Raw genomic sequence first — 24,580 nt, forward strand, 5'->3', positions numbered from 1 at the left:
CAAGACTTAAAACAATACATTTAGTGTATCAATTTGCAATGTTGTACCCTTTAATTATCATTCTCACGGCTAAAATTTACCAAACCTATCTATTTTTTTGCATGTAATACACAATTTTAGTTATTCCTAAACTTTAAATAAGTTAATTTGAAATCAATTATTTTAACAAATAAATATTTATTAACATTTTAAATTTAATTAAATACATGATTTATCAAAAATTAACTATTTATAATTATTAATTTGGTTTTTAATTAGTGTTTTTTCATATTTGTTAACATACTAATTCAAAAACTATATTATGACAAGAAAACTACAAGGCTTTTGGACCTTATTGTTTTTATTCTCCTTTTGTAGCATGTTTGCTCAGGATAGAACAATTTCAGGGACAATTACAGACGACCAGGGTATGCCTTTACCTGGAGTAAACGTCAGGATTAAAGGAACCTCAAGTGGAATCCAATCCGACTTTGATGGAAACTATTCAATTCAGGCACAAAAAGGCGATGTCATCGTTTTTTCTTTTGTAGGACTAAAAACAGCAGAATACACTGTTGCAGATGTTAATACTATTGATGTAATAATGGAAGCCGACCAGGCCCAGCTAGATGAGGTCGTTGTAACAGCATTTGGGATTTCCAGAGAGAAAAAATCATTGGGATATGCCGTATCCGAAGTAAGTAGTGAAGATTTAGAATCCAGAGCTGAAGGCGATGTTGGCCGGCTTTTAAGCGGGAAGGCTTCGGGAGTACAGATTACACAACAAAGTGGTATTTCAGGCTCAGGAACCAACATCATCATTAGAGGATTAAGTTCGTTTAGCGGTAGTAACCAACCCCTGTTCATTGTAGACGGGGTTCCTTTTAGTAGTGACACCAATGCGCAGGGCGATTTTGTTCAGGGCAACAGTGGAGGTAGCAGGTTTTTTGATCTGGATCCAAACAATATCGAAAGCGTAAACGTCTTGAAAGGACTTGCTGCTTCTACACTTTACGGGACCCAGGGTAGAAATGGAGTAATTCTAATTACCACCAAAAACGGCAGTGGTGCTGCCAGTCGTAAAAAACATGAGGTTACGGTAACCTCATCGATATTTTTTAACGAAGTGGCTTCTATTCCAGATTACACCATGAGCTACGGCGGTGGCTTTGACCAGGCCTTTGGTTGGTTTTATAGTAACTGGGGACCAAGCTTTGAAAAAGATGGTGTTGCCGGTTGGGGTTCTGATTCGGCTATAGACGAAAACGGCTATTTACCCCACCCCTATTCTACCGCAAGTTCGGGAACAGGTATTCCTCAGGCATTCCCAGAATTCGCAGATACACCATACCCATGGCAGCCGTATAACAGTGTAGAAGAATTCTTTAGAACGGGCGTTGTTTCGAATACCAGTATTAACTTCTCCGGTTCTTCTAACGACGGTAAAGTCACCTACAATTTAAGTGGTGGTCATTTAGAAGATGAAGGCTTCACGCCCGAAAATAAAGTAGTACGTAACAACCTGGGGATAGGAGGAAAAGCAGAGCTAGCTAATAATTTTATTATCGATGGAACTTTGAACTTTTCGCAAACAGATTTTAAATCTCCACCTGTTTCCGCAGGTGATGGTAATACCGTTTTTGGAGGTGGTGGATCCTCGGTTTTTTCTAACGTCTTCTTTACTCCTAGAAACGTAGATCTCATGGGATTACCTTATCAAAACCCGTTAACTGGGGGGAGTGTTTATTACCGCCAGGCTAACGACATACAGCATCCTTTATGGACAGTTTATAATGCTAGCTCACAGCAGCTTACCAATAGAGTCTATGGAAGTGCAGGAATTACTTATAACTTTACAGATAACTTAAATCTTACTTATCGACTGGGTATCGACCTTTATAATGAAGGTAACTCCAGTTATCAAAATAGAGGCGGATCTACCTCGAACACCAGAATAAGAAGTGGTTTTTACGACACCTGGAACAATGCTAACACCATTTGGGATCACAATCTTACCTTAAACGGGATGTATGACCTTTCCGAAAAAATTGGATTAAACTTTAACATTGGAGCAACAACCAGAAGAACAATTTACGATCGCCAGGGAGTTAGCAGCTCTAACCAGCAAGTCTTTGATGTATTGCGTCATTTTAACTTTATGTTACAAGATGAAATTCAATATTCTGAAGAAAGAAATATAGCTGGGCTTTATGGACAGGTAGAACTAGATTATAATCGATTTTTATATCTAACCATAAACGGCAGGAACGATTGGGTTTCGAACCTTGCTAAGGAGAATAGGTCTATTTTCTATCCAGGGGTTAGTGCTTCTTTTTTACCCACCTCGGCATTCTCAGGACTTAGCAGCGATGCTCTAGGCTTTTTAAAACTAAGAGCAGGTTTTGGAACTTCGGCGAACTTCCCATCTGGATATCCTATTGCAAATCGATTATCCCTAGATACCCAAAGATGGCTGGACGATTCTGGTAACCTGGTTGTAAGTAATACTACCAACAGTGTTCTGGGAAATCCCGATCTAGAGCCAGAAACAATGACAGAAATCGAGTTCGGTGTGGAGTCCAATTGGTTTAAAAACCGCTTTACCTTAAATGCTTCTTACTTTAATCGAATTACCAAAAACCTCCTGGTTAATCGCAGTCTAGATGCCTCTACCGGTTATACGAGTGTTAGAACAAATATTGGTGAAATTAATGTGGAGGGATTAGAGATTGAAGCAGGATTGGACATTTTTAAAAATTCAGATGAGGGTGCTTTCAACTGGAGGATTAATGCAAATTTTAGCACTATAGAACCAACAGTGAAAGATCTTGGACAGGACACAGATATTATTGTTTATGCCGGTTTCTCTAATCTGGGGAATGCTGCCATTGCAGGTAAACCATTAGGAACTATAGTTGGATCTCGAATATTAAGAGACGATAACGGGAATTTTATTACAAACAGTCAGGGAGATTACGTGGTAGAAGCGGGACAATTTGAAATTGGTGATCCAAACCCAGATTATACCTTAAATGTAAGTAGTAATATTTCGTTCAAAAATTTTAGCCTTAATGTACTGTTTACTCATGTATCAGGCGGCGATATTTACAGTCAAACCATCGCAACTTTACTAGGTCGAGGCCTCACTACAGATACTGATAACCGTATTAATCCCTTTATTTTACCAGGGATAAATCAGGACACTGGAGAGCCTAACACAATCCAGATCAACAATTCCCAGTATTATTTTAGTAACATTTTATTTGGACCAGACGAGCTGCAAATTTACGATGGCTCTGTGATAAGACTCCAGGAAGTATCACTGGGCTACTCCTTACCCAAATCATTTTTAGAAAAAACTCCTTTTGGATCTCTATCACTAAAAGTGTCTGGCTATAATCTTTGGTATGATGCTTACAATACCCCAGATGGTATAAACTTCGATCCCAATGTTGCCGCGTTAGGAGTAGGAAATGGACAGGGATTTGATTTTTTAAGCGGACCTAGTTCGAAGAGATACGGAATTAGTATCACCGCTTCATTCTAAAAACTAAAAACAATATGAAAAGTATACGTAAAATATTCGGATTGATCGTTCTGTCAGGACTTTGCTTTTACTCCTGCGAAACGACCGACATGGATTTAACCGAGGACCCTAACTCCCTGACGCCCGAACAGGCAAATGTAGATTTCTACCTAAATGCTATTGAAAGATCATATGTAAGTCTTATGCAAAATTTTGGAAACTATGGTGCACAGGTAACAAGAATAGAATATTTAGGAAGTCGGAATTATTTAAATGCCTATGCCCCTACATCTTTTGATGATGAATGGGATCTGGCCTACAGGCAGATTTTAGCAGATGTAGAAGCTATGACCCCAATTGCGCAGGAAAACGAACAATTTCACCACATAGCAATTGCTCAACTACTCTCTGCTAATGTTTTAATTACTCTTGTAGATTTTTTTGGCGATATTCCTTACTCTGAAGCCTTGATGGCCGACGAAGGAAACTTCAATCCTAACTTAGACAATGGTGCTGCTGTTTATAGTGCTGCAGCGCAGTTAATCGATACTGCTATTACCAACTTTAATAAGGAAGCCGCACTTGAGCCTGAATACGATCCATTTTACAATGGGAACTATGAAAACTGGATAAAACTCGCGAATACCTTAAAAATGAAAATCTATCTCCAAACCCGGTTAGTAGACAACTCGGCTTTAAGCAGCTTTAATCAAATTGTTGCCTCAGGAGATTTCATCACCAGTACTGATGAAGATTTTCAGTTTAATTATGGAACTAACGAAAACCAACCAGATACAAGAAATGGAAAATATGCAGGTAATTACAGACCTACAGGAGCTGGAAGCTACCTATCTAATTGGTTGATGGGAACTATGTTAGAAGATGGTGATCCAAGGATCCGGTATTATTTTTACCGGCAGGTAAATGCTGTACCTGGGGAAGAAATAGAGCCCAATGAGCAAACACTAACCTGCTCTATGGAAAATGCTCCACAACATTATATCGATGGCGGATTCACCTTCTGTAGTTTACCAAATGGTTACTGGGGCAGAGATCATGGCGATGATGATGGCACTCCAGGAGACGGTTTCTTAAGAACAACCTACGGAATTTATCCTGCAGGCGGAATGTTTGACGACAGTAGATTTGCACCGGTGTCTCAAGGTGCCGGAGCTGCCGGCGCCGGTATAACTCCATTAATGCTTGCATCCTGGGTAGATTTTATGAGAGCTGAAATGGCAATGGTAGAAGGAGATGTTGCTGCCGCTCAAGAATTTGTTGTAAGTGGTACAGCAAAGTCTATAACTAAAGTACGTTCTTTTGGTGCTCTAGATGAAGACGCAGATTTAAGCCTTGCTCCATCTGAAGAACAAGTGAATAGTTTTTTATCTGGAATTGAAACAGCCTTCATAGAAGCAGATACAGAAGAAAAATGGAATCTACTTGCCGAAGAATTTTGGATTTCTTGTTTTGGAAATGGTATTTTGAACTATAATTTCTATCGAAGAACTGGCTATCCAACCACTTTACAACCTAATAGAGAACCAAACCCGGGAGGTTTTATAAGATCCTTTAGGTATCCTGCCAATTTAGTAAATAACAACTCGTCTATTTCGCAAAAACAGGAAGTTACCACTACAGTCTTCTGGGATACCAATCCGGCCTCTCCTTCTTTTCCTGAGTCGAACTAAATAAAAAACTATGATGAAACATTATACAAAATATATCATTCCGTTTTTTGCCTTCTTTCTGTTACTTGGTTGTACGGAAAAAGACAATACTGTAGACAAGGTATTTCAGGATACTGTTTACGGGGCAATATTAAGAACAACACAAACCATAAGTACTTCTTACAATGCTTTTGACCCCTCCTCTCTCTTTTCGATAATGTTGGAAGAACAAGATGAAGAAATGGGAAATTTATTAGCATCTGTAGACATATATATCTCTTTTGAGGACAATCAGGAAGATGCTATGGATAAAAGTGTTAGCGAAGTTTTATTGGTAAACATTCCGGCATCAGATTTTACTACCGGAGATAATGGTTTGCCTGTAATTCAATTTGAAAGATCTTTAGCTGAAGCTGCCAGTGCAGTTGGAATTTCTGATAGCGATTACAGCGGAGGCGATCGCTTTATCTATCGTATGGTTTTAAATTTAACCGATGGAAGATCATATACCAACACCGATTATGGGGGGACGGTATCCAATAGTTCATTCTTTAGGTCACCGCTTATTTATTATGTTGGAGTAAACTGTACGCCGATTACTCCTATTCCCGGCACCTATAGTATAGATCTACAGGATAGTTACGGGGATGGCTGGAATGGCGCCTCTATAGTGGTTACCATCGATGGTGTTGCTGAATCCTATACCTTAGATTCTGGCTCATCCGGTTCTTTTTCTATAAGTGTTCCTGAAGATACAGAAGAATTATCTTTTGTATTTAACTCAGGAGATTGGGATGGTGAAGTTACGTTCCAAATTTACGCTCCCAATGGAGAAATAGCTTCTGAGCAGGGACCAAGTCCAGGCGTAGGGGAAATACCGCTTAGTATATGTCCAGATTAATTTAATACCTATTTGTTTTAGCTTTAAGGCTGTCTGTAATAATTAAGGCAGCCTTTTCTTCTTAAAATATTTCATTATGAAAAAAACAAATATAAGTTGTTTAGTATGTTTCCTACTTGCTATTACTTTATCAGTTACCGCACAGGTAACTACGCCTAAACCAGACAACTTCAAGTCGATAACAGACGGCGGCACAGGAAGTCAACCTATTCTTAATACGATTATGCATGACCTTTTGGATGATAAAATAACCTATAAATCAAATCTTAAAACCATAGGATCGCCTTATTTAAAAGAAAATTACCAAATCGCAACTTTATTTTATAAAGAAGAATTACAGGAGCATTTTTATATTCGTCACAATATTTTAAATGACGAAATTGAATTAAAGAAAAGTATGCTTCCTAACGAACAACCTAAAGCATTAATCAGAGATCCAGGTATAAAGCTAGTTCTTGAAGATGGTAAGGCAATTTGCTTTAAAAAGTATCGCTCAAAAAAAGGCGACATTAAAAGGGGATTTATTTATACTCTAAATGACTCTGCCACTTATACTATTTATAAAGCTATACATGCAAAATTTTCTGAGGGTCACACTGCAACAAGTTCGATGGTAAAAGAAGTTCCTCATCGATTTTCGCATTTCACTAGTTATTATTTTACTTCTATGCCACAAGGACCCTTATATCCTTTACCGTCAAATTATAAAAAATTTCTCCAGAATTTGAAGCCTGAAATTCAGAAAAAATTAAAAGCCTACATCAAAGAAAACGGACTGAATTTTAAAGATGAAAATGAGATTAAACTAATTTTCGATTATTTGAACAGCATTTTATAAATAAAAGTTATAAAATTGAACAATCTGATAAGGGCTAATGACTTAAACTTTATGCTCACAAGAGTTTTCATGATAAATTCCAACCTACTCTTTATATAATTCTGTATGCATTGGTAAAGAAAATAAAGAAAGTTTTTGGAAGTAATGTTAAGATTTAAGATTATGAACCGCCATTTCAAAACGACTTTTATGGAAGAAAATCAAATGGAATAGCGGTTGATCGTCCCGGTCATGTCTATTTCACAGGAATTATATAATAATCTAAGATTCTCAGACTAAGAAGGGCAGTTTACCTATTCGAGATGATGTAAAAGTACAAGACCATAAATTAAACACTCCTGAAGTTACACTTTTGGCAATTCCCATCCGTTATGGTAACGGGCGCTTACCAGAGCATCAGCCTCTGAATCTTTAAAAGAACCGCTGGTGGCCTCCCAATAGATTTTTTTACCGGTTTTATAAGCGATATTACCCATATGTGCGGTAATCGCGGCTACACTCCCTGTTTCTACCCCGCATGCCAGTGCGCTTTTATCGTTGTTGCGTATAGCAGTTACAAAGTTTTTAGCGTGTTTATCAAGCGCATTACCTTCGGGTTTAGTGAGTTCTACCCGGTCTATTTTGTTTTTCCACTCACCTTCTACACGCTCGCCTTCGGGGAGGACTTCCCATCCACCACGGTTAACTATCAGTGTTCCGTTATTGCCGATAAAGGCAATGCCTTCGGTACGGCCATAGGGACCACCGTCAATCCCGGTAGCGTGTTCCCAGAGAAGGTTATAATTATCAAATTCATACACGGTTTGAAGGGTATCCGGTGTTTCGGAAGCATCATCAGGGTAGGCAAGCTTTCCGCCAGAAGCTAAAATAGATTTGGGTGCTTTAGCTCCCATCGCAAACAGTGCTATGTCGAGTTCGTGCACCCCCCAATCGGTCATCAAGCCCCCTGCATAATCCCAAAACCAACGAAAATTGAAATGGAAGCGGTTTTCATTAAACGGACGTTTGGGAGCAGGACCTAGCCACATCGCATAATCTACTCCGGGAGGCGGAGTCGTATTGGGTTTTTCGGGAACAGGATTCATCCATCCCTGATAGGCCCAGCATTTCACGAGTCTTATTTGTCCAAGTTTACCCGATTGTACGTACTTAATCGCCTCGTCATATTGCTGCCCGCTACGCTGCCACTGTCCTACCTGCACCAACTTGTCTGAAGCATTGGCAGCTTTAAGCATCACGTTACATTCTTCAATACTGTTAGCCAAAGGTTTCTCTACATAAACGTGTTTACCGGCCTGCAGGGCATCTACCATATTGAGGCAGTGCCAATGGTCTGGCGTACCGATGATCACCACATCAATATCTTTATTCTCAAGCATTTTTCTATAATCGGTATACAGTTTCGGAGCCTTTCCTGTCATTTTTTTAAGTTCACCTGTACGGCGGTCCAGCACCCGCTGGTCTACATCTGCCAGTGCAATGCAGGTAACGTTAGGCAATTTTAAATGCGCCTGCATATTAGACCATCCCATCCCGTTACAGCCTATTAAACCAAAGTTAAGCCGGTCATTGGCTCCAAAAATAGAAACCGGGTTTGCCAAAAGAGAACCTGACAGGCTAAGACCAGCAGTAGCTAAAGTAGTTTGCTGCAAAAATTTTCGTCTGGGAAGCTTACTCATAACGTATGATTTAAAACTATTTTTCACAATATAGTCAATTTTACTCTAACGTTTTTAAAGAATTAGTAATTGTCCCGGAAGTCTGTAATTAAACTCTGACGCGAAACCTAAAACAAATATTAATTGGGTACAATCAAGGAAACGGATTTTACTTTTTCTATTTATATAACTCAAAAAATAACCCTGAAATTAAGCAATTCTAACTGTAGTGGTTTAGCGCAATGCAAACATTAAGAAACTATACAATAATTTTTACGTTTCATTTTATTCGCCTACGTAAACAGAATACGCTATAAGCGTATAAATGTTTTATACGCGACACTGTTTTGGTCACCCGTTTATTGCGAAAAATAACACAATAATCGAAACTACACTTTGGAGTAATTCGAAGTCTGGGGGTCTCTCCCTTTACAGAGGTTGGTTGGGTTTAAATCAGGCAAATTTATTTCATCAGATGACAAATTTTAAAAAACAAACATAAAAATAATTTAAATTCATTAATTATAATAAAAAATTAAACAATAAACTGTATTTAACTTAATTTAACTAATTATAATTAATTTTAAAAATAATTAGTATTTTAGCATTAGCTAAATCCTGTAATTGAAACAGGATGGGAATAAAAATTATAAAATTAAATTACTGATCGGTAATTCGGTAATTTGTAATTTAGCCGAAAAGAGCTGCTCAAAACTGAACAGCTCTTGTTTTTAGGCAAAAAATCTCCCGAAATTTGAAGCCTTAAATTCAAAAAAAAGCAAAAAGTTTACATCAAATAAAGTCGACTGAATCTTGAATAGGTGGATAAAACTCAACTAACTTTGATTATTTGAACAGCTGTTTATAAATAAGCGGCATAAAATTAAAAAATCTCATGCCGCTGTCATCACTTTAATTCTAATATCCATTAAGCATTCACAAATGCTATCAACGTTTTTGTGATAAATTCAATCTGCTCTTTATCTAATTCGGTATGCATTGGTAAAGAAATCACTTCTTTTACCAATTGATTGGTAACTTCAAAATCAGCTTCGTTGTACCGCTCATCTGCATAGGCCTTTTGTTTATGAAGCGGAATTGGATAATACACTCCACATGGGATATTATTTTCCTGAAAATGCTTTACTAAAGCATCTCTTTTGCCATTTGTAATTTTTAATGTGTATTGATGAAATACATGAGTATCATCATTTCCTACACGAAGCGGCGTAATTATATGCTCCTGAGCTTTAAAAGCAACATCATAAAGATCTGCCGCTTTTCTTCTAGCATTATTATAGGAATCTAATTTTGGTAATTTGGCTCTTAATACCGCTGCCTGCAAACTGTCCAATCTTGAATTTACACCTACAACATCATGATGGTATCGCTCGTACATTCCATGGTTCACTACTCCGCGAATAGTATGTGCCAATTCATCATCATTGGTAAAAATCGCGCCGCCATCACCATAACATCCTAAATTTTTAGAGGGAAAGAAAGAAGTGGCTCCAATATGCCCAATAGTTCCGGTTTTATGGCTTACTCCCGTCTTATCATGATAATTTCCACCTATTGCCTGCGCATTATCTTCTATAACGAAAAGATTATTTGCCGTCGCAATATCCATTATCTCATCCATATTTGCCGTTTGCCCAAACAAATGTACAGGTACAATCGCTTTGGTTTTTGGTGTAATTGCGGCTTTAACTTTTTCAGGATCGATATTAAAAGTATCAGGTTCTACATCTACAAGAACAGGAGTTAAACCTAAAAGGGCAATAACCTCTACAGTGGCGGCAAAGGTGAAATCTGCTGTAATGACTTCGTCACCGGGTTTTAGACCCAAGCCCATCATAGCTATTTGCAAAGCATCTGTACCGTTCCCGCAAGGGATCACATGTTTTACGCCAAGATATTCTTCCAGTTCTTTTTGAAAATTCTGAACTTCAGGTCCGTTTATAAAAGCTGTTGAGGTAATCACCTCCTCAAAAGAAGAACTAATCTGATCTTTTATTCCTTCATATTGACCTTTAAGGTCAACCATCTGTATCTTTCTCATTTGTTTTTTCTTGTGGAGTCAAAATTACGAAATATAGCAGCTATTGCCATACATTTTTAATGAAACCCCTACTTTTGTAATCCAAATTCTTTGTTTTGCGAGGTACTTATAATTTACTCACTTATGTAGCCAAAGCTGCACTTCCTTTACCAGCCATGTTTAATCCAAAACTTAAACTATTTGTGGAAGGCAGAAAAAAGGTTTTTAAGCAATTGGAGAAAATTGATTTTTCTGAAGATTGGGTTTGGTTCCATGCCGCTTCTTTAGGAGAATTCGAACAGGCAGTACCTATAATGGAAGCCATAAAAGAAAATTATGCAACTTATAAAATTTTAGTAAGTTTTTATTCGCCCTCGGGTTACGAGAATAAGAAAAAACACCCATTGGCTGATGCCATAGTGTATTTACCGCTGGATACGCCAAAAAATGCAAAACGCTTTGTATCAATCATTAAACCAAAGCTAGCATTTTTTATCAAATACGATATCTGGCCTAACTTTTTAAAAGAATTACAAATCCAGAACATTCGTACGTTTCTAATTTCAGGGGCATTTAGAAAAGATCAGATCTATTTTAAACCCTATGGTGGTCTATTTAGAGAAGCGCTTCGGGTTTTTGAACATATTTTTCTTCAGAATGAAACCTCGAAAGAGCTTTTAAAAACAATTAATATTACAAATACTACGGTAAGTGGTGACACCCGTTTTGACCGTGTTGCCAGGCAATTAGAATATGACAATCAGCTTGATTTTATTGCGCAATTTAAAGATCAAAAAACCTGTATTGTTGCTGGAAGCACGTGGCCTGAAGACGACGCGCTGTTATTAGAGTACATCAATACCGCTTCAGAAGATGTGAAATTTATCATCGCCCCCCATGAAATTAAGAATGAAAAAATTCAACGTTTAAAAGCTCAAATTGTAAAGAAAACCGTATTATTTTCAGAAAAAAAAGATTCTAAAATTAACCAATATCAGGTACTTATCATTGATACTATCGGATTACTAACCAAGGTATATAGCTATGCGGATATCGCTTATGTTGGTGGCGCTGCCGGAAAAAGCGGACTTCATAACATCCTGGAACCGGCTACTTTCGGGCTACCGATAATTATTGGTAAAAACTTCGATAAGTTTCCTGAAGCCAAACAATTGGAAAAACTAGCTGGCTTATTTTCAGTAGCTTCTGCTGAAGAATTATTTAAAATCATGACCAAAATGGTCAAAGACGAGCAATTCCGCTCCAAAACCGGAATGATCAGTGGTCACTTTATTAATAGCAATACCGGTGCTACACAAAGTGTATTATCCTACTTAAAAAGAAATCATTAATTTTTTAGCTGGATATTAAGAAATTCTATTAAAATTCATTTAAAAAATACCGTTAAAAGCTTATTCGTTGTAATTTCGACCTATTCAACAATACATAAAGATATGAAACGATTAATTTTATTAGGTGGATTTTTGGCAATAAGCGCAACTTCATTACTTTCTTGTCGGGAAGAACCTAAAAAAACCGTTGTAAAAGAAGTTGAAGTAGAAAAAACCGAAAACGAGGGTATCCTAGAACGTACTGCTAAAAAAGTAGACAAAAAAGTGAACGAACAGATCGATGAAGAGATCGACAAGATCGGCGACGACAATTAAAGCATTTAACATAAAAACACCACACATTAAATTTTTAAAACAGTTTTATTAAAATTTTACAACAACTTTTGGATAGACTGTTCAATTTCATTTTAATTTTGTTGTAAACCACTAAACCAAAAACTATGAAACGTTATTTTTTAATATTAGCTTCTTTCTTAACGATTTCTTTTACGATGAATTCGTGTAGAGAAACTACTGAAGATAAAACTGATGATACCGAACTTAATGATGGTATGATTGAAGATCAGGAAGACGAAATGGATGATTACAATGATGATGACAACGGTGTAATAAATGATGTAAAAGAAGCTGGGGAAGACGTTGGGGACGCTGTAGAAAATGCAGCAAACGAAACTGGTGATGCTGTGAATACTGCAGTAGACGAAACAGGAAATGCCATTGACGAAGCGACTGATGAAATCGATGGATCAGACGATAATTAAAAATAAATAAACAAAAAATATAACTTATGAAAAAAGGTCTAATTATTTTAGCAGCTTTTGTGGCCACTTTAGTTTTAACTTCCTGCCGAGAAGAAAAATCTGGTGTAGAAAAAGCCGCAGATAGTGTTGAGGATGCAGCTGACGATGTTGGTGATGCTGTAGAAGATGCTGTAGATTAAATTAATAGTGTACAATTAACATATTACTAGCCAAAAAATAAGCCCTTTCGTTTTGAAAGGGCTTATTTTTTGGTTTCTTTTCTTAATTTCTATTGATAGACTTTGATATAATCAATATAGAATTTTGCAGGAAAAATACTATCGTCTACATCAGGTCCTCCAAAGTTACCTCCAATAGCCATATTTAGCAAAAAATAGAATTTATGGCGAAAAGGATAATGCTCATCATCTTTTATTTCTGGCGAAAAAGTATATACCTTTTCTCCATCGATATAATAAACTATTTCTTGTTTAGACCATTCTACCTTATATATATGAAAATCGTCTTCTACATTATCGATTTTCGTCACTGTAGTACTGGCATGATCCCCATGAGTTGCGGGGGTATGCAAGGTCGTATGCAAGGTATCTTTCATTCGTCCAACATATTCCATTATGTCGATTTCTCCGGAAGCGGGCCAACCTACCTCTCCAATATTATCTCCTAACATCCAGATTGCCGGCCAAATCCCGTGTCCCCCGGGAACTTTAGCGCGGGTTTCTATAATACCATACTGAAACTCGAATTTATCTTTAGTATTTATGCGAGAGCTAAAATAGGAATCGCCGTCTTTTTCAGCGGTAATAACCGCCAAGCCATCTTTTATTTCAAGATTTTCAGGGCGATAAAGCTGTCGCTCGTTATTTCCCCAACCACAAATATCAGGGCAGCCGTCACCATTTTCATAGCTCCAATAATCCATATTTAAGCTATTTCCATCAAAATTTTCTTCCCAGATCAATTCTTTTTCTTGTCCTTTACAGCTCTGCAAGGTCAATAACACAAGGGCTAAAACCGCTAATCTTTTCTTCATATTATTTAAATTCAAAATTAGCCTTTTTAAGATCCACAGAGTTACCACCAATCATCACTTCAAAATCCCCAGGTTCAGCTTCCCATTTCTTATTAATAGTAAAATATGTGATCATTTCTTTATCGATTATAAAATTCACCACTTTACGTTCGCCTGGTTTTAATGAAATTTTCTCAAAGGCTTTTAGTTCCAGATTTGGTCGTGTAATGCTTCCCACCAGATCATGTAAATACAACTGAACGGTTTCTTCTCCTACCATATTACCCGTATTTTTTACTGAAATTGATGCTTCTATTTTTTCGCCTTCTGAAAAGGAATCAGCACTTAGCTCGATATCCCCATATTCAAATTCGGTAAAGCTTAGTCCGAATCCAAATGGATACAATGCTTCTCTAGGAGAATCGGTATAATGCGAATAAGTCACCTGCGCCCCACCCTCTGGTCTACCGGTACTCTTTTGATTGTAGTACAAAGGTTCCATTCCTGAATTCTGAGGAAAAGATACTGGTAACTTCCCGGAAGGATTATACCTTCCAAAAAGAATTTCGGCAACCGCATTCCCATGCTGTGAACCTAAAAACCAGGATTCTACAATGGCTGGAATATTTTTAGAACTCCAACTTAAATCCATAGGGCGGCCGTTCATCAATACCATCACCACGTTTTTGTTAGCTTTTTGAACCGTTTCAATCAAATCATCCTGCACTCCGGCAAAACCAATATTGGTCTGGCTACGCCCCTCGCCCGTTTGAAAAGCATCTTCACCAACCACTAATACCACTAAATCTGCCTGTTTAGCTAATTTTTCAGCTTCGGCGAAACCACTTTTATCATCTTTATTAAAAGTCATAGGATTTAAAAAAGACCGATCTCCGGTTGAAAGTTTTGCCCCTTCAGCATAAGTTATCTTCACGCCTTTTGGCGTATAATTTCTAATTCCTTCTAAGACTGAAACTGCAGAATTTTCTACCGCATGCGCTCTCCAGTTTCCTAAAGGCGAATCTTTATCGTTTGCCAATGGCCCTATAACCGCAATGTTTTTAATAGAATTTTTAATGGGTAAAATATCATTCTCATTCTTTAAAAGTACGATCGATTTTTTACCGGCTTCCAAAGCCACTTCCTGATTTGCTTCAGAGTATAATTCAGATTTCTCGAAAGCTTCATCGCAATACTTATAGGGATCATCAAAAAGTCCTAATCTGAATTTTACACGAAGAATCCTTTTTACGGCATCGTCGATCAATTTTTCAGCAACTTTACCTTCTTCCACCAGTTCTTTTAAGGACGACTCGTAAGCACCACCTTCCATATCCATGTCGCTACCGGCTTTTACTGCTAATTCAGCAGCGGCTTTTTTATCTTTAGCAACGCCATGCGGAATAAGTTCGGTTATCGATCCCCAATCTGATACTACAAATCCATCCCAATGCCACTTGCCTTTTAGCAAATCTCGTTGTAAATAGGTACTTGCAGTTGCCGGCACACCGTCTATCTCGTTAAACGAGTTCATAAATGTAGCCACCCCTGCAGCTGCGGCAGCTTTAAACGGTGGTAAAATGGTATTATTTAATTCATAAATACCAATATTTACCGTGTTATAATCTCTACCTCCTTCAGCAAAACCATAACCGGCAAAGTGCTTGGCACAGGCCGCGATAGTTTTAGGATCTGAAAGATCATTTCCCTGAAAGCCTTTAATTCGGGCTACTGCTATTTTTGAGTTTAGATAAGGATCTTCACCGGCACCTTCCATAATTCGGCCCCATCGTGCATCGCGAGAAATATCCATCATTGGGGCAAATGTCCAATGAACACCTGCCGCTGCAGTTTCCCTACCGGCAACTCTTGCCGTTTTTTCCATGAGTTCTAAATCCCAGCTGGCACTTTCACCAAGCGGAACAGGAAACATGGTTTGATAACCATGAATTACATCATACCCAAAAATCAACGGAATTTTGAGTCGGCTATTTTCCATGACGATCTTTTGTGCCTGGCGAGTATGTTCTACAGAGGTCACATTAAGCATCGATCCTACCAGTCCGTTTTTAAGATTTTCGAGTTTCTTTTCGTTATCAGTTCCAGTCGCGGGACCGGTAACATCCCAGCTACCATTGTACTGCACCATCTGCCCTATTTTCTCATCAAGGGTCATTAAAGCTAAAACCGAATCTATTTTCTGCTCGATATCTCGAGGATCCTGATCACTTTTCTTAAACCCTGGCTTTTCATAGGTCGAGAATGCCAAGAAACCCAGTGACAGAACTACTCCAATTATTGCTACTCTTTTTTTCATATCCAAAAATTAAAAAGGGGCTACGAGGAAGAACAGCTTAACCTCCAGGCAACCCCTATTTTATTAAAAGTTAATCCGATATTATGTGTTATGATTTATTGATAAACTTTCACATAATCTACTTCCATGGTATCTTCACTGAAATTAGGGTCTATATCTCCTCCTAGGTTACCACCCATGGCAACATTTAGAATTAAGAAAAACGGCTGATTAAACGGTGTATCTGCACTGTTTTTATATTCATGAAATACGATATCATCTACAGCAAAAAGAATATGATCTGCCGTCCATTCCAAAGTATAGGTATGGAATTCTGAATCTACATTTTCAACTTCAGTCCCTTTAGAAATTCCGTCTCCGCCTGAGTTCCCGGGCATATGAAGTGTTCCTAACACATGACCAAGATCATTACCTACATGCTCCATAATATCAATCTCTCCGGAAGCAGGCCAGTTTACCTCGGCAAAATTTGATCCTAGCATCCAAATCGCAGGCCATGTACCTGCTGCACCTGGAAGTTTAGCTCTTACCTCTACTCTACCGTACTTAAATTCCTGCTTATCCATTGTAGTAATTCTTGCAGAAGAATAATCAAAGCCATTCGTACTTTCAGCAATCGCATTGATCTTTAAGCTACCATCACTTACCACTGCATTATCTGCTGTATAATACTGTTTTTCGTTATTTCCCCAGCCATTGTCACCATTACCGGTTTCAATATTCCAGCTATCGGCGTCTAGCGCATTCCCATCAAATTCTTCTTCCCACACCAGGTTTTCGAATTCAGTTTCCAGCTCTTTTCCTTCGGCAGAATTATTTCCGCCACCTGCTCCACCTTCAGGATCAGTAGTAAGTTTTAAATACCATGCTTCTGCAGCATTTCCTCCAGATTGTGTTCTAACCTGCATATAATCTTCAGTAATTTCCAGAATCTCATACGTACTGGTTCCTAAATAATAACTTAAGAAACCTCCATCTGAAATCATCATTTGGGTTCCAGTGGTTTCATCTTCCGGATAAATAGTTGGTGCTGCAGAAAGACTTACATTTTTAACTCCCGAAGTATCATAATCGAAACATTGATCCCCAGTTCCATTAGTTCCTCCAGCGGCATTTAATGAATTGGTATTAAAAAACGTAGCTCCATTATTATCCAGTTCGTATAAAATATTTCCGTTTTCATCAAGACTAAAGGTCATACTATCATCATAAATACATTCGTCTTTCTTCTCAAAAGGAGCAGCATTATACCAATCTGATGTTTTAACATCGATTGGTCCAAGCGCTAAGTGCGATGGCAAAGCTGCTGCAACATACCATGTTTTAGAATCGTCTCCTGTAAGCAACGATTTAGTTTCTGGATCATCAAATTCGCTAAAAACTGTTACGCTTGTTGTCATTGATGATGAAGTACCACCCGTACCGGTAGCAATTACAGTCACTATATACTCATTTACTCCGGTTGACGTAAACGAGTGCATTACATTACCGTTAGATACGTTTGTTGAAGTATTATCTCCAAAGGCGAATTTATAATTTATTGCATTATCTGCTGAAGCCATAAACTGCACCTGCCCGCTACCATCTCCATAAGGATTATCGGCATCTGCATTTACAATAGTTGCTTCTAAAGAAAGATTTGAAGGCGCCACGACTTCTCCAAAGTCGTGATCATCATCCTGGCAGCTTTGTAAAAAGCTACCAAGAATGATCATAAGGCCTAGTATATATTTAAAATTCTTCATTTTTTTAGTCATTTTTAATTTGAATATCATCAAAGTAGAACGTACCACCTTCTGTGTTTCCGAAGCCATAAAAAACAACCACGGTATCATAACCGGCATTAGGATCAAAGGCTCCAAAACTTGTAAGATCAAAATCAAGTTCTTCCCACGCGTTTGCTACAGTGGTTGTTTGCTGTACCTCTGCTATCACTGATGGATTGCCATTAGCATCTGGTTCTGACTTAGAATTTTCTAATTTCAATAGAATCGTTGCTCCTGTTTTAGGTGACCAGGTTTTTATAGAGATCGTTGTCCCCTTGCTAAAGTCTATTGCTCCACCCAAACGTTGGGAAACACCGGCCCAGGTTTCTGCTCCGTCATTCTTCACAAGCTCGGTTACTTTTGTGCTGGTATTAATTCCAGAAGCATCCGGATTTTCGATAACAGTTGCATTTGCGCTCCCAAATCCAGACCAGCTATAATCTACCAAAACTGAATCGAAAGTTAATGGAAGTTTTGGAGCCGTCATTGGCTGATCGCTTACATAAGAAAGATCATCAAAATAATAATCTAATCCTTTTCCTGCAGTATTTAAATCCATAAAAACAATAGCGCGTTTCCAATTTTGATTTGCATCTGCCTCACTAAAGTCAAAAGTTAATGTTTGCCAGGTATTGGCTTCAGTTACGGTCGCATTGACTTCGAAAGCTATATCACCGTCACTTGGGTCTTCAAATTTTAAAGTTACCGGAATACCTGCTTCTGGTGACCAAACTTTTAAACTTAACTGATCGTCTTTGGTAAAATCTACCGCATTATCCAAATCGAAATAAGCACCCGCCCAAATTTCAGATCCTTGTGTTTTAGTCATTTTAGCTACAGTTTCGCTAGGATTAGCGTCGCTCATATCTGGATTTGTAACAAGAGCGGTTGGCGCCCCTCCAAATTCGAAAAATTGATATGCATTTGCATTACCTTCAAAAGTTACCGGCAACTCTACTATCGTAGGATTTGCTAATCTAATATTGTCGAAGTAATACGTATTGTCGTTACCAGAGGTATTATAATCAAAGAACAATGCGATAACACTATAAGTTTGTGAAGGATCGATTGCTGAAAGATCAAAAATCAATGTTTCCCATTCATTTTCTTTAGTCGTCATTGTAGTCACTTCAGCATTGATATCTGAATTCGCTGAATTTTCAACCTTAAATAATACCGGAATACCTGCTTTTGGAGAATAAACATCCATAGCAATGTACGTAGTACTACTAAAATCGATATTTTCGTTTAAAGTAGTGGAAGTTCCCGCCCAGGTTTCAGAACCTGATGGCTTGGTATATGAAGCTACAGTAGCACTTTCGTTCACCTCATTTGGTGCGGGATTAGCAACTACAGAAACTGTAGGGGCTCCTCCGCCAAAATTATAGAAGTTGTAAGCTACGGTTTGTGATTCAAAATCGATTGGCAACAGTAAAGGATCTACAATCGTAACTTCTTCAGTATATTCTGTAGTTTCAGCTCCTCCACTTAAAGCTACAACACGAATGGTGTACGTACCTATATTCCCATATTCATATTCAGCAGTCTCGCCTTCCATAATCATTGTTGGCTGATCATCTGTATCTTCCCCAAAATAAACCTCGTAACCAGCAGCATTCTCTGCAGCTGCCGTAACGCTTACCTTAAAAGGATTCGACTGATCTTTAGTGATGACTACTTCTAAATTTTCTGGAGCGAGGAAGGATACATTTAAAGATTGCGAAGCTTCGGCAACTTCGCCATTTAAATTCATCGCATAAATAGTAACATCATATTGCCCTTCAGCATAGGTATGTTCTACATGGTTACCCGAAGTAAATTCATCGGAAACTTCACTGCCGTCTCCAAAATCCACACTAAACATATTTGCGCCATTTGCCGACGGGAATATGCTTACCTCACCAGAATTATCCTGCTTTATTGTAAACTTGGCAGAAATATCTGATGGTATTGCGATATCTACACTTTCTAAACTATCATCATCTGAACATGAGATAACAAAAAGAATAGAGAAGCATGCTATTATTGATGTAATATAATTCTTCATAATTTATATTTTAATAACCAGCGTTTTGATCCCAGTTACCCTGAGCAAATTGTATTTCTTCTAATGGAATAGGGAACACTTCATTTTTACCAGTAGTAAATCCATCGATAAACTGTTCGGCTCTACCTGTTCTTACCAAATCAAAGAATCGGTGGCCTTCTCCTATCATTTCAGACCTTCTATCCATATAAATTTGTTCAGTAAGACTTGTACCGCTATCATCTACCGGTGCTAAACCGGCACGATCCCTAACCATATTTAAATAAGCTCTCGCCTGGGCATCATCAATACCGCCACGGTTTAAAGCCTCTGCTGCCATTAACAATACATCTGCATATCTAATCGCTCTGTAATTATTTGGTTGCGTTAAATTGGCATCACCAAGGTTATCGTTTTGTCTTGGCAAATATTTACGGTTATAATAACCGGTATGTCCGGTAACCTCATCCTGATTACCTATATTGTAAGTGGCTCCGGTTTCTGCAGCCCAGGCTTCGATATCAAGTAAGCTTACCTCCTGTCTGGCATCTCCAGATTCGAAAGAATTGTATGCTTCTTCTGTAGGTAGGTTAAAGCCGTAACCCGATTCAAAAACAGGACCGGCATAACCTCTAATTCCGCTAAAACCAACCATTACATTACCTTCGCTACACTGTAAACATCCAAATCCAGCCCCCTCAGTACCGGTATATTGAATTTCGAAAACTGATTCTGCACTATTCTCTGCGGAATACTCGAACAGGTTAGCGTAATCTTCATCACCCTGAGTACCATAAAGATGATATTTACCAGAATTGATCACTTTTTGAAGTTCGGTCGCAGCTTCAGAAAATTTATCCTGATATAAATAAACTTTCCCCAATAAAGCCTGCGCTGCACCTTTGGTAACACGACCAACTTCGGGAGCATTTACCGCTAAATTTTCTTCGGCATAGGTTAAATCCTGTTCGATCAGTGCATAAACTTCAGCTTTTGATGATCTAGGAATTGTTTTTGCTTCCCCTAACGTAAATCTACCTTCAGGTTTAATAGGAATGGGGCCAAACCATTTTAGTAACTCAAAATTAAAATAGGCTCTTAAAAAATGGGCTTCCGCTAATAATTGAGATTTACCTTCAAAATCGATATTATCGGCATTTTCCAACATAAAACTGGCACGGTATACTCCCGCAAAATTCCAGTCCCAAATATCGTCAAGGTTATCGTTTACCGGAGTATGTTGCATACGATCTACCTGTTGCCAGCCAATCACATCTGTTGCACTTTCCCCGCCGGCATGAGCATTATCCGAGGCGATCTCACCCAGGATTACATTCGCATAGGTACTTTGTAAAATATCATACGTTCCTATTAATGCATTGTAATAATCATCTTCTGCAGTGAAGTAGGAATCAGAGTTAATTCCATACGGAGGATCTACTTCTACAAAATCATCCCCGCAGGAGGTAATTCCCAGCGAAGCGGCAATTGCTGCCAAAATTATATTTCTTTTGATATTTATCTTCATCATCATTTTTTTAAAATTCAAGATTTACACCTAACATATATGTTCTTGGCAAAGGATAGAATCCTAAATCGATTCCTCCACCTATTGGCGCACCTGTTGAAGCAGTTGGATCGTATCCTGAATATTCGGTAAATGTGTACACATTATCCACTTTTCCATAGATCCTAAACTTATCGATAGATACCTTCTGTGTAAATTCAGACGGAATAGTATATCCAAGGCTCACAGTTTGGATTCTCGCAAAAGAACCATCCTCTATATAGAAATCTGAGAATACCTTATTAGCAGTAGCTGCCGTAGTCACTCTTGGCACCGTATTGCTTGTTCCCGCACCCGTCCAACGATCCAGCACGTAACTCATTTTGTTTACGTTAGGCTGATCTCTTTCGTAATTACGTACAATGTCGTTCCCAAGATTAGAGAACATATAGGTTGCGAAATCGAAATTCTTAAAATTAAACCCTAAATTGAAACCTAAGGTTACTTTTGGGATTGGATTACCAAGATCGGTACGGTCTTTATTATCTATGACTCCGTCTCCATTTAGATCTTTATATCTAATATCTCCCGGCATAGCTTCTGCCCCCAATGCTAATTGCGACGGATGTGCATCTACCTCAGCCTGAGTCTGGAAAATTCCATCGGTTTGATAACCGTAGAAATAACCTATTGGTTTTCCTTCTTCCATTCTGGAGATCAGAGGCTGCCCTACACCAAAGTTCCCTCCTTCAATAAACTCGGTTCCGTTAACCTGAGTCACCTCATTTTCTAAAGTACTTATGTTGAATGAGGTATTGAAAGAGAAATCATCGCTAAAGTTGTTGCTATAGCTTAAGGCAAATTCCCAACCTGAGTTTCTAACAGATCCCGCGTTAATTGTAGGACTACCTGAAGCAGGTGCTCCCACTCCATAAATTCCTGAAACCGGAATATTAGAGATTAACAGATTATCACGATTATTAATAAAATAATCTACAGTGAATTCGAATTTGCTATTTAAGAAGTTAGCATCTAAACCAACATCAAACTTTTTCGCTTCTTCCCACTGTAAATCTGGATTAGCTAACTGTCCTAACGCTCGACCGTTTACTAATAGCTGGTCCTGACCAAGAACATAGGTTGCTTCTCCTCCTAATAACGCTAAATAACCAAAATCCGGAATCTGATCGTTACCTAAAATACCGTAACTACCGCGTAGTTTTAAGAAATTAAGGAAACCATCTTCGTTAAAGAAATTTTCTTCTGAAATTACCCAACCTGCAGTTGCTGATGGGAAATACGCAACACGATTGTTAGGTCCAAATTTGGTTGAACTATCACGACGTAACATCGCAGATAATAAATACTTATCCTGAAAAGCATATTGAATTCTTCCAAAATAAGATAATCTTCTAAGCTTATAAGCATACGAAGAGTTTGTTTGTTCTTCTCCAGTACCGTTAGCACTACTTAAATCTGCAAATTTCCAGCTATTGGCCTGTACCCCGGTTCTGGATCCATAAAGACCTTCGCCATTGGTTTCATAAGCTGTCATACCGATAAGGAAAGTTACATCGTGATCATCTCCGAAAGTATTTTCGTAGGTATTAAAAAGATCGAATGTATAATCATTATCATTAATCTTACCCAGCGTAACCGAGCTATTTGCATTGGTATAAATCTTCCCGGTACCATAGTTAAACAGCGGGGTAAAATCCCGGTTTTTAGTATTGCTGGTATTAAAACCTATACGTGCCTGTAAATTTAAATTCCTGGCATAATCTAAACTTGCCTGTACCGTACCGCTTAAACGGTTAGTAATATATTTATTATATGTATTATCTAATTGAGTTAACGGGTTTACCACCTCATTCCCCAAATTAATTTGCCCATCAAGATTGCTAACAGAAGGATCTATAGTTGGTGCAATGTTAGCAGCATTAAATAACACAGAACCTAAACTAAAACTATTTACCGTACTACTCTCTGTACTATTATAAAATAATTTCGTTTGCAGATTCAGTTTATCCGTAAGATCAGCGTTTAAGGTGATTTTTGCCGTACTACGTTCAAACTGTGATTTTTCAGGAGAAATAATACCTTCCTGCTTTAGATTTGAAGCACCGATAGAATAGGTGATTTTTTCTTCACCTCCTACGACCGAAAGGTTATGGCTGGTTACCAAAGCTTCTTGAAATACCTCGTCCTGCCAGTCTGTACCTGCACCAAGATCACTAATATTGGAAAAAGGTAATGCCTGCCCAGCATTGGCGTAACTCTCATTTAAGATCAACGCGTATTCTGTAGCATTTAATACCGGTAATTTTCTGGTTGTTTCCTGGATACCGGTATAACCCTCGTAAGAAACTTTAGCTTTTTGGTTTTTCTTACCGGCTTTAGTCGTTACCAGAATCACACCGTTTGCACCAATAGTACCATAAATAGCTGCCTGAGCATCTTTAAGAACGGTAATGTTTTGAATATCCTGAGGGTTAATGCTATTTAATCCTCCTTCATATTGAAAACCATCCAGAATAATAAGTGGTTTGTTCTGCCCGTTTGTAGAAATTCCTCGAATCCTGATATTGGATTCAGCTCCGGGAGAACCTCCGGTTGGGGTAACGTTCACCCCAGAGGTTGTTCCCTGTAATGCCTGGGCAGCATTTACCGGCTCTAATTTAGAAATTGTTTCAGCGCCTACGTTAGAAACCGCTCCGGTAATATCCCTTTTCTTTTGCTCTCCATAACCAATTACCAAAACTTCATCTAATGCCTGGGAATCGACACTTAAGATGACATCTATAGCATCCTGGTTGGTAATTTTCACTTCCTTACTTGTATAACCTATAAAAGAAAATACAAGCACATCTCCTTGAGAAACATCATTTATGGAATAATTACCGTCAAAATCGGTAGTCACTCCATTTGTAGTTCCTTTCACTACAACATTTACTCCGGGTAGTGGCATTTGTGTTTCATCTTCTGAAACTGTACCCGAAACCGAAAACGTTTGAGCATGTATGCCAAATGAAAGCATACAAAATAAAATAAGTAACAGTACTTTATTCATTTGTTGATTGTTTTGTTTAGTACGCAAATTAGTATTTAATAAAAGCTTAACACGAATTTATAACCCTTACAAAAAGTATACATTATAAATTTTTAGTGTTAAAATTGAGAATATGCTAATAAAACGTGGTGAAAATGATGTTTCAAAAGGATTTAA

General features: G+C 38.1%; 16 protein-coding genes. 8 read left to right on the forward strand and 8 right to left on the reverse strand.

Annotated features, from left to right (window positions below; translation table 11 throughout):
* Window positions 1-301 precede the first annotated feature (301 nt).
* From AC13DP_RS04240 to AC13DP_RS04255, 4 genes are all read left to right on the forward strand, one after another.
* Complete coding sequence (locus AC13DP_RS04240; RefSeq protein ID WP_041579050.1) at window positions 302-3,526, forward strand: SusC/RagA family TonB-linked outer membrane protein; 3,225 nt, start codon at window positions 302-304, stop codon at window positions 3,524-3,526.
* 14 nt (window positions 3,527-3,540) lie between these two features.
* Window positions 3,541-5,196 (forward strand): SusD/RagB family nutrient-binding outer membrane lipoprotein, encoded by a 1,656-nt coding sequence (locus AC13DP_RS04245; RefSeq protein WP_347406246.1) that lies wholly within the window; start codon window positions 3,541-3,543, stop codon window positions 5,194-5,196.
* A 10-nt stretch (window positions 5,197-5,206) separates the two neighbouring features.
* Window positions 5,207-6,076 carry a hypothetical protein gene (locus AC13DP_RS04250; RefSeq protein ID WP_013073074.1) on the forward strand — a complete coding sequence of 290 codons (870 nt, stop codon included), beginning with the start codon at window positions 5,207-5,209 and terminating at the stop codon, window positions 6,074-6,076.
* 76 nt (window positions 6,077-6,152) lie between these two features.
* Complete coding sequence (locus AC13DP_RS04255; protein ID WP_347406245.1) at window positions 6,153-6,914, forward strand: hypothetical protein; 762 nt, start codon at window positions 6,153-6,155, stop codon at window positions 6,912-6,914.
* Between the two features lie 344 nt (window positions 6,915-7,258).
* On the opposite strand, the gene AC13DP_RS04260 is transcribed toward AC13DP_RS04255, so the two are convergent.
* Both AC13DP_RS04260 and AC13DP_RS04265 read right to left on the reverse strand, forming a co-directional pair.
* A complete protein-coding gene (locus AC13DP_RS04260) occupies window positions 7,259-8,593 on the reverse strand; it encodes a Gfo/Idh/MocA family protein (protein ID WP_483067352.1) in 1,335 nt (444 codons plus the stop codon).
* Window positions 8,594-9,500: 907 nt separating this feature from the next.
* Window positions 9,501-10,634: a DegT/DnrJ/EryC1/StrS family aminotransferase gene (locus tag AC13DP_RS04265; protein WP_041579053.1), complete on the reverse strand. Its 1,134-nt coding sequence runs from the start codon at window positions 10,632-10,634 to the stop codon at window positions 9,501-9,503.
* 95 nt (window positions 10,635-10,729) lie between these two features.
* Between AC13DP_RS04265 and AC13DP_RS04270 the strand changes: the two genes are divergently transcribed.
* The 4 genes from AC13DP_RS04270 (at window position 10,730) to AC13DP_RS04285 (ending at window position 12,905) form a co-directional block, all read left to right on the forward strand.
* The gene (locus tag AC13DP_RS04270; protein ID WP_013073079.1) at window positions 10,730-11,965 is read left to right on the forward strand and encodes a 3-deoxy-D-manno-octulosonic acid transferase; all 1,236 of its coding nucleotides are present in this window, start codon (window positions 10,730-10,732) and stop codon (window positions 11,963-11,965) included.
* 102 nt (window positions 11,966-12,067) lie between these two features.
* A complete protein-coding gene (locus AC13DP_RS04275; RefSeq protein WP_013073080.1) occupies window positions 12,068-12,280 on the forward strand; it encodes a hypothetical protein in 213 nt (70 codons plus the stop codon).
* Window positions 12,281-12,405: 125 nt separating this feature from the next.
* On the forward strand, window positions 12,406-12,726 hold the full coding sequence (locus tag AC13DP_RS04280; protein WP_013073081.1) for a hypothetical protein: 321 nt from the start codon (window positions 12,406-12,408) through the stop codon (window positions 12,724-12,726).
* A 26-nt stretch (window positions 12,727-12,752) separates the two neighbouring features.
* Window positions 12,753-12,905 carry a hypothetical protein gene (locus AC13DP_RS04285; protein ID WP_013073082.1) on the forward strand — a complete coding sequence of 51 codons (153 nt, stop codon included), beginning with the start codon at window positions 12,753-12,755 and terminating at the stop codon, window positions 12,903-12,905.
* A gap of 89 nt (window positions 12,906-12,994) precedes the next feature.
* Here the strand turns inward: AC13DP_RS04285 and AC13DP_RS04290 are convergent, their stop codons facing one another.
* The 6 genes from AC13DP_RS04290 to AC13DP_RS04315 form a co-directional block, all read right to left on the reverse strand.
* A complete protein-coding gene (locus AC13DP_RS04290) occupies window positions 12,995-13,759 on the reverse strand; it encodes a glycoside hydrolase family 16 protein (RefSeq protein ID WP_347406244.1) in 765 nt (254 codons plus the stop codon).
* Window position 13,760: 1 nt separating this feature from the next.
* Window positions 13,761-16,055, reverse strand: a complete 2,295-nt coding sequence (bglX, locus tag AC13DP_RS04295) for a beta-glucosidase BglX (RefSeq protein WP_041579054.1) — start codon at window positions 16,053-16,055, stop codon at window positions 13,761-13,763.
* Between the two features lie 95 nt (window positions 16,056-16,150).
* Window positions 16,151-17,800, reverse strand: coding sequence for a glycoside hydrolase family 16 protein (locus tag AC13DP_RS04300; protein ID WP_041580090.1), 1,650 nt, complete (start codon window positions 17,798-17,800; stop codon window positions 16,151-16,153).
* Between the two features lie 4 nt (window positions 17,801-17,804).
* Complete coding sequence (locus AC13DP_RS04305; RefSeq protein ID WP_347406243.1) at window positions 17,805-19,868, reverse strand: hypothetical protein; 2,064 nt, start codon at window positions 19,866-19,868, stop codon at window positions 17,805-17,807.
* A gap of 10 nt (window positions 19,869-19,878) precedes the next feature.
* A complete protein-coding gene (locus AC13DP_RS04310; RefSeq protein WP_041580092.1) occupies window positions 19,879-21,375 on the reverse strand; it encodes a RagB/SusD family nutrient uptake outer membrane protein in 1,497 nt (498 codons plus the stop codon).
* Between the two features lie 10 nt (window positions 21,376-21,385).
* Window positions 21,386-24,424 (reverse strand): SusC/RagA family TonB-linked outer membrane protein, encoded by a 3,039-nt coding sequence (locus AC13DP_RS04315; protein ID WP_228251623.1) that lies wholly within the window; start codon window positions 24,422-24,424, stop codon window positions 21,386-21,388.
* Between the last annotated feature and the right edge of the window lie 156 nt (window positions 24,425-24,580).

It is taken from the genome of Zunongwangia sp. L-65 (assembly GCF_056859415.1).

What these genes read in the sequence shown, in the direction of transcription:
- AC13DP_RS04240 (WP_041579050.1), top strand. Translation starts at nt 302, where the DNA reads ATGACAAGAAAACTACAAGGCTTTTGGACCTTATTGTTTTTATTCTCC.
- AC13DP_RS04245 (WP_347406246.1), top strand. Translation starts at nt 3,541, where the DNA reads ATGAAAAGTATACGTAAAATATTCGGATTGATCGTTCTGTCAGGACTT.
- AC13DP_RS04250 (WP_013073074.1), top strand. Translation starts at nt 5,207, where the DNA reads ATGATGAAACATTATACAAAATATATCATTCCGTTTTTTGCCTTCTTT.
- AC13DP_RS04255 (WP_347406245.1), top strand. Translation starts at nt 6,153, where the DNA reads ATGAAAAAAACAAATATAAGTTGTTTAGTATGTTTCCTACTTGCTATT.
- AC13DP_RS04260 (WP_483067352.1), bottom strand. Translation starts at nt 8,593, where the DNA reads ATGAGTAAGCTTCCCAGACGAAAATTTTTGCAGCAAACTACTTTAGCT.
- AC13DP_RS04265 (WP_041579053.1), bottom strand. Translation starts at nt 10,634, where the DNA reads ATGAGAAAGATACAGATGGTTGACCTTAAAGGTCAATATGAAGGAATA.
- AC13DP_RS04275 (WP_013073080.1), top strand. Translation starts at nt 12,068, where the DNA reads ATGAAACGATTAATTTTATTAGGTGGATTTTTGGCAATAAGCGCAACT.
- AC13DP_RS04280 (WP_013073081.1), top strand. Translation starts at nt 12,406, where the DNA reads ATGAAACGTTATTTTTTAATATTAGCTTCTTTCTTAACGATTTCTTTT.
- AC13DP_RS04285 (WP_013073082.1), top strand. Translation starts at nt 12,753, where the DNA reads ATGAAAAAAGGTCTAATTATTTTAGCAGCTTTTGTGGCCACTTTAGTT.
- AC13DP_RS04290 (WP_347406244.1), bottom strand. Translation starts at nt 13,759, where the DNA reads ATGAAGAAAAGATTAGCGGTTTTAGCCCTTGTGTTATTGACCTTGCAG.
- bglX (WP_041579054.1), bottom strand. Translation starts at nt 16,055, where the DNA reads ATGAAAAAAAGAGTAGCAATAATTGGAGTAGTTCTGTCACTGGGTTTC.
- AC13DP_RS04300 (WP_041580090.1), bottom strand. Translation starts at nt 17,800, where the DNA reads ATGAAGAATTTTAAATATATACTAGGCCTTATGATCATTCTTGGTAGC.
- AC13DP_RS04305 (WP_347406243.1), bottom strand. Translation starts at nt 19,868, where the DNA reads ATGAAGAATTATATTACATCAATAATAGCATGCTTCTCTATTCTTTTT.
- AC13DP_RS04310 (WP_041580092.1), bottom strand. Translation starts at nt 21,375, where the DNA reads ATGAAGATAAATATCAAAAGAAATATAATTTTGGCAGCAATTGCCGCT.
- AC13DP_RS04315 (WP_228251623.1), bottom strand. Translation starts at nt 24,424, where the DNA reads ATGAATAAAGTACTGTTACTTATTTTATTTTGTATGCTTTCATTTGGC.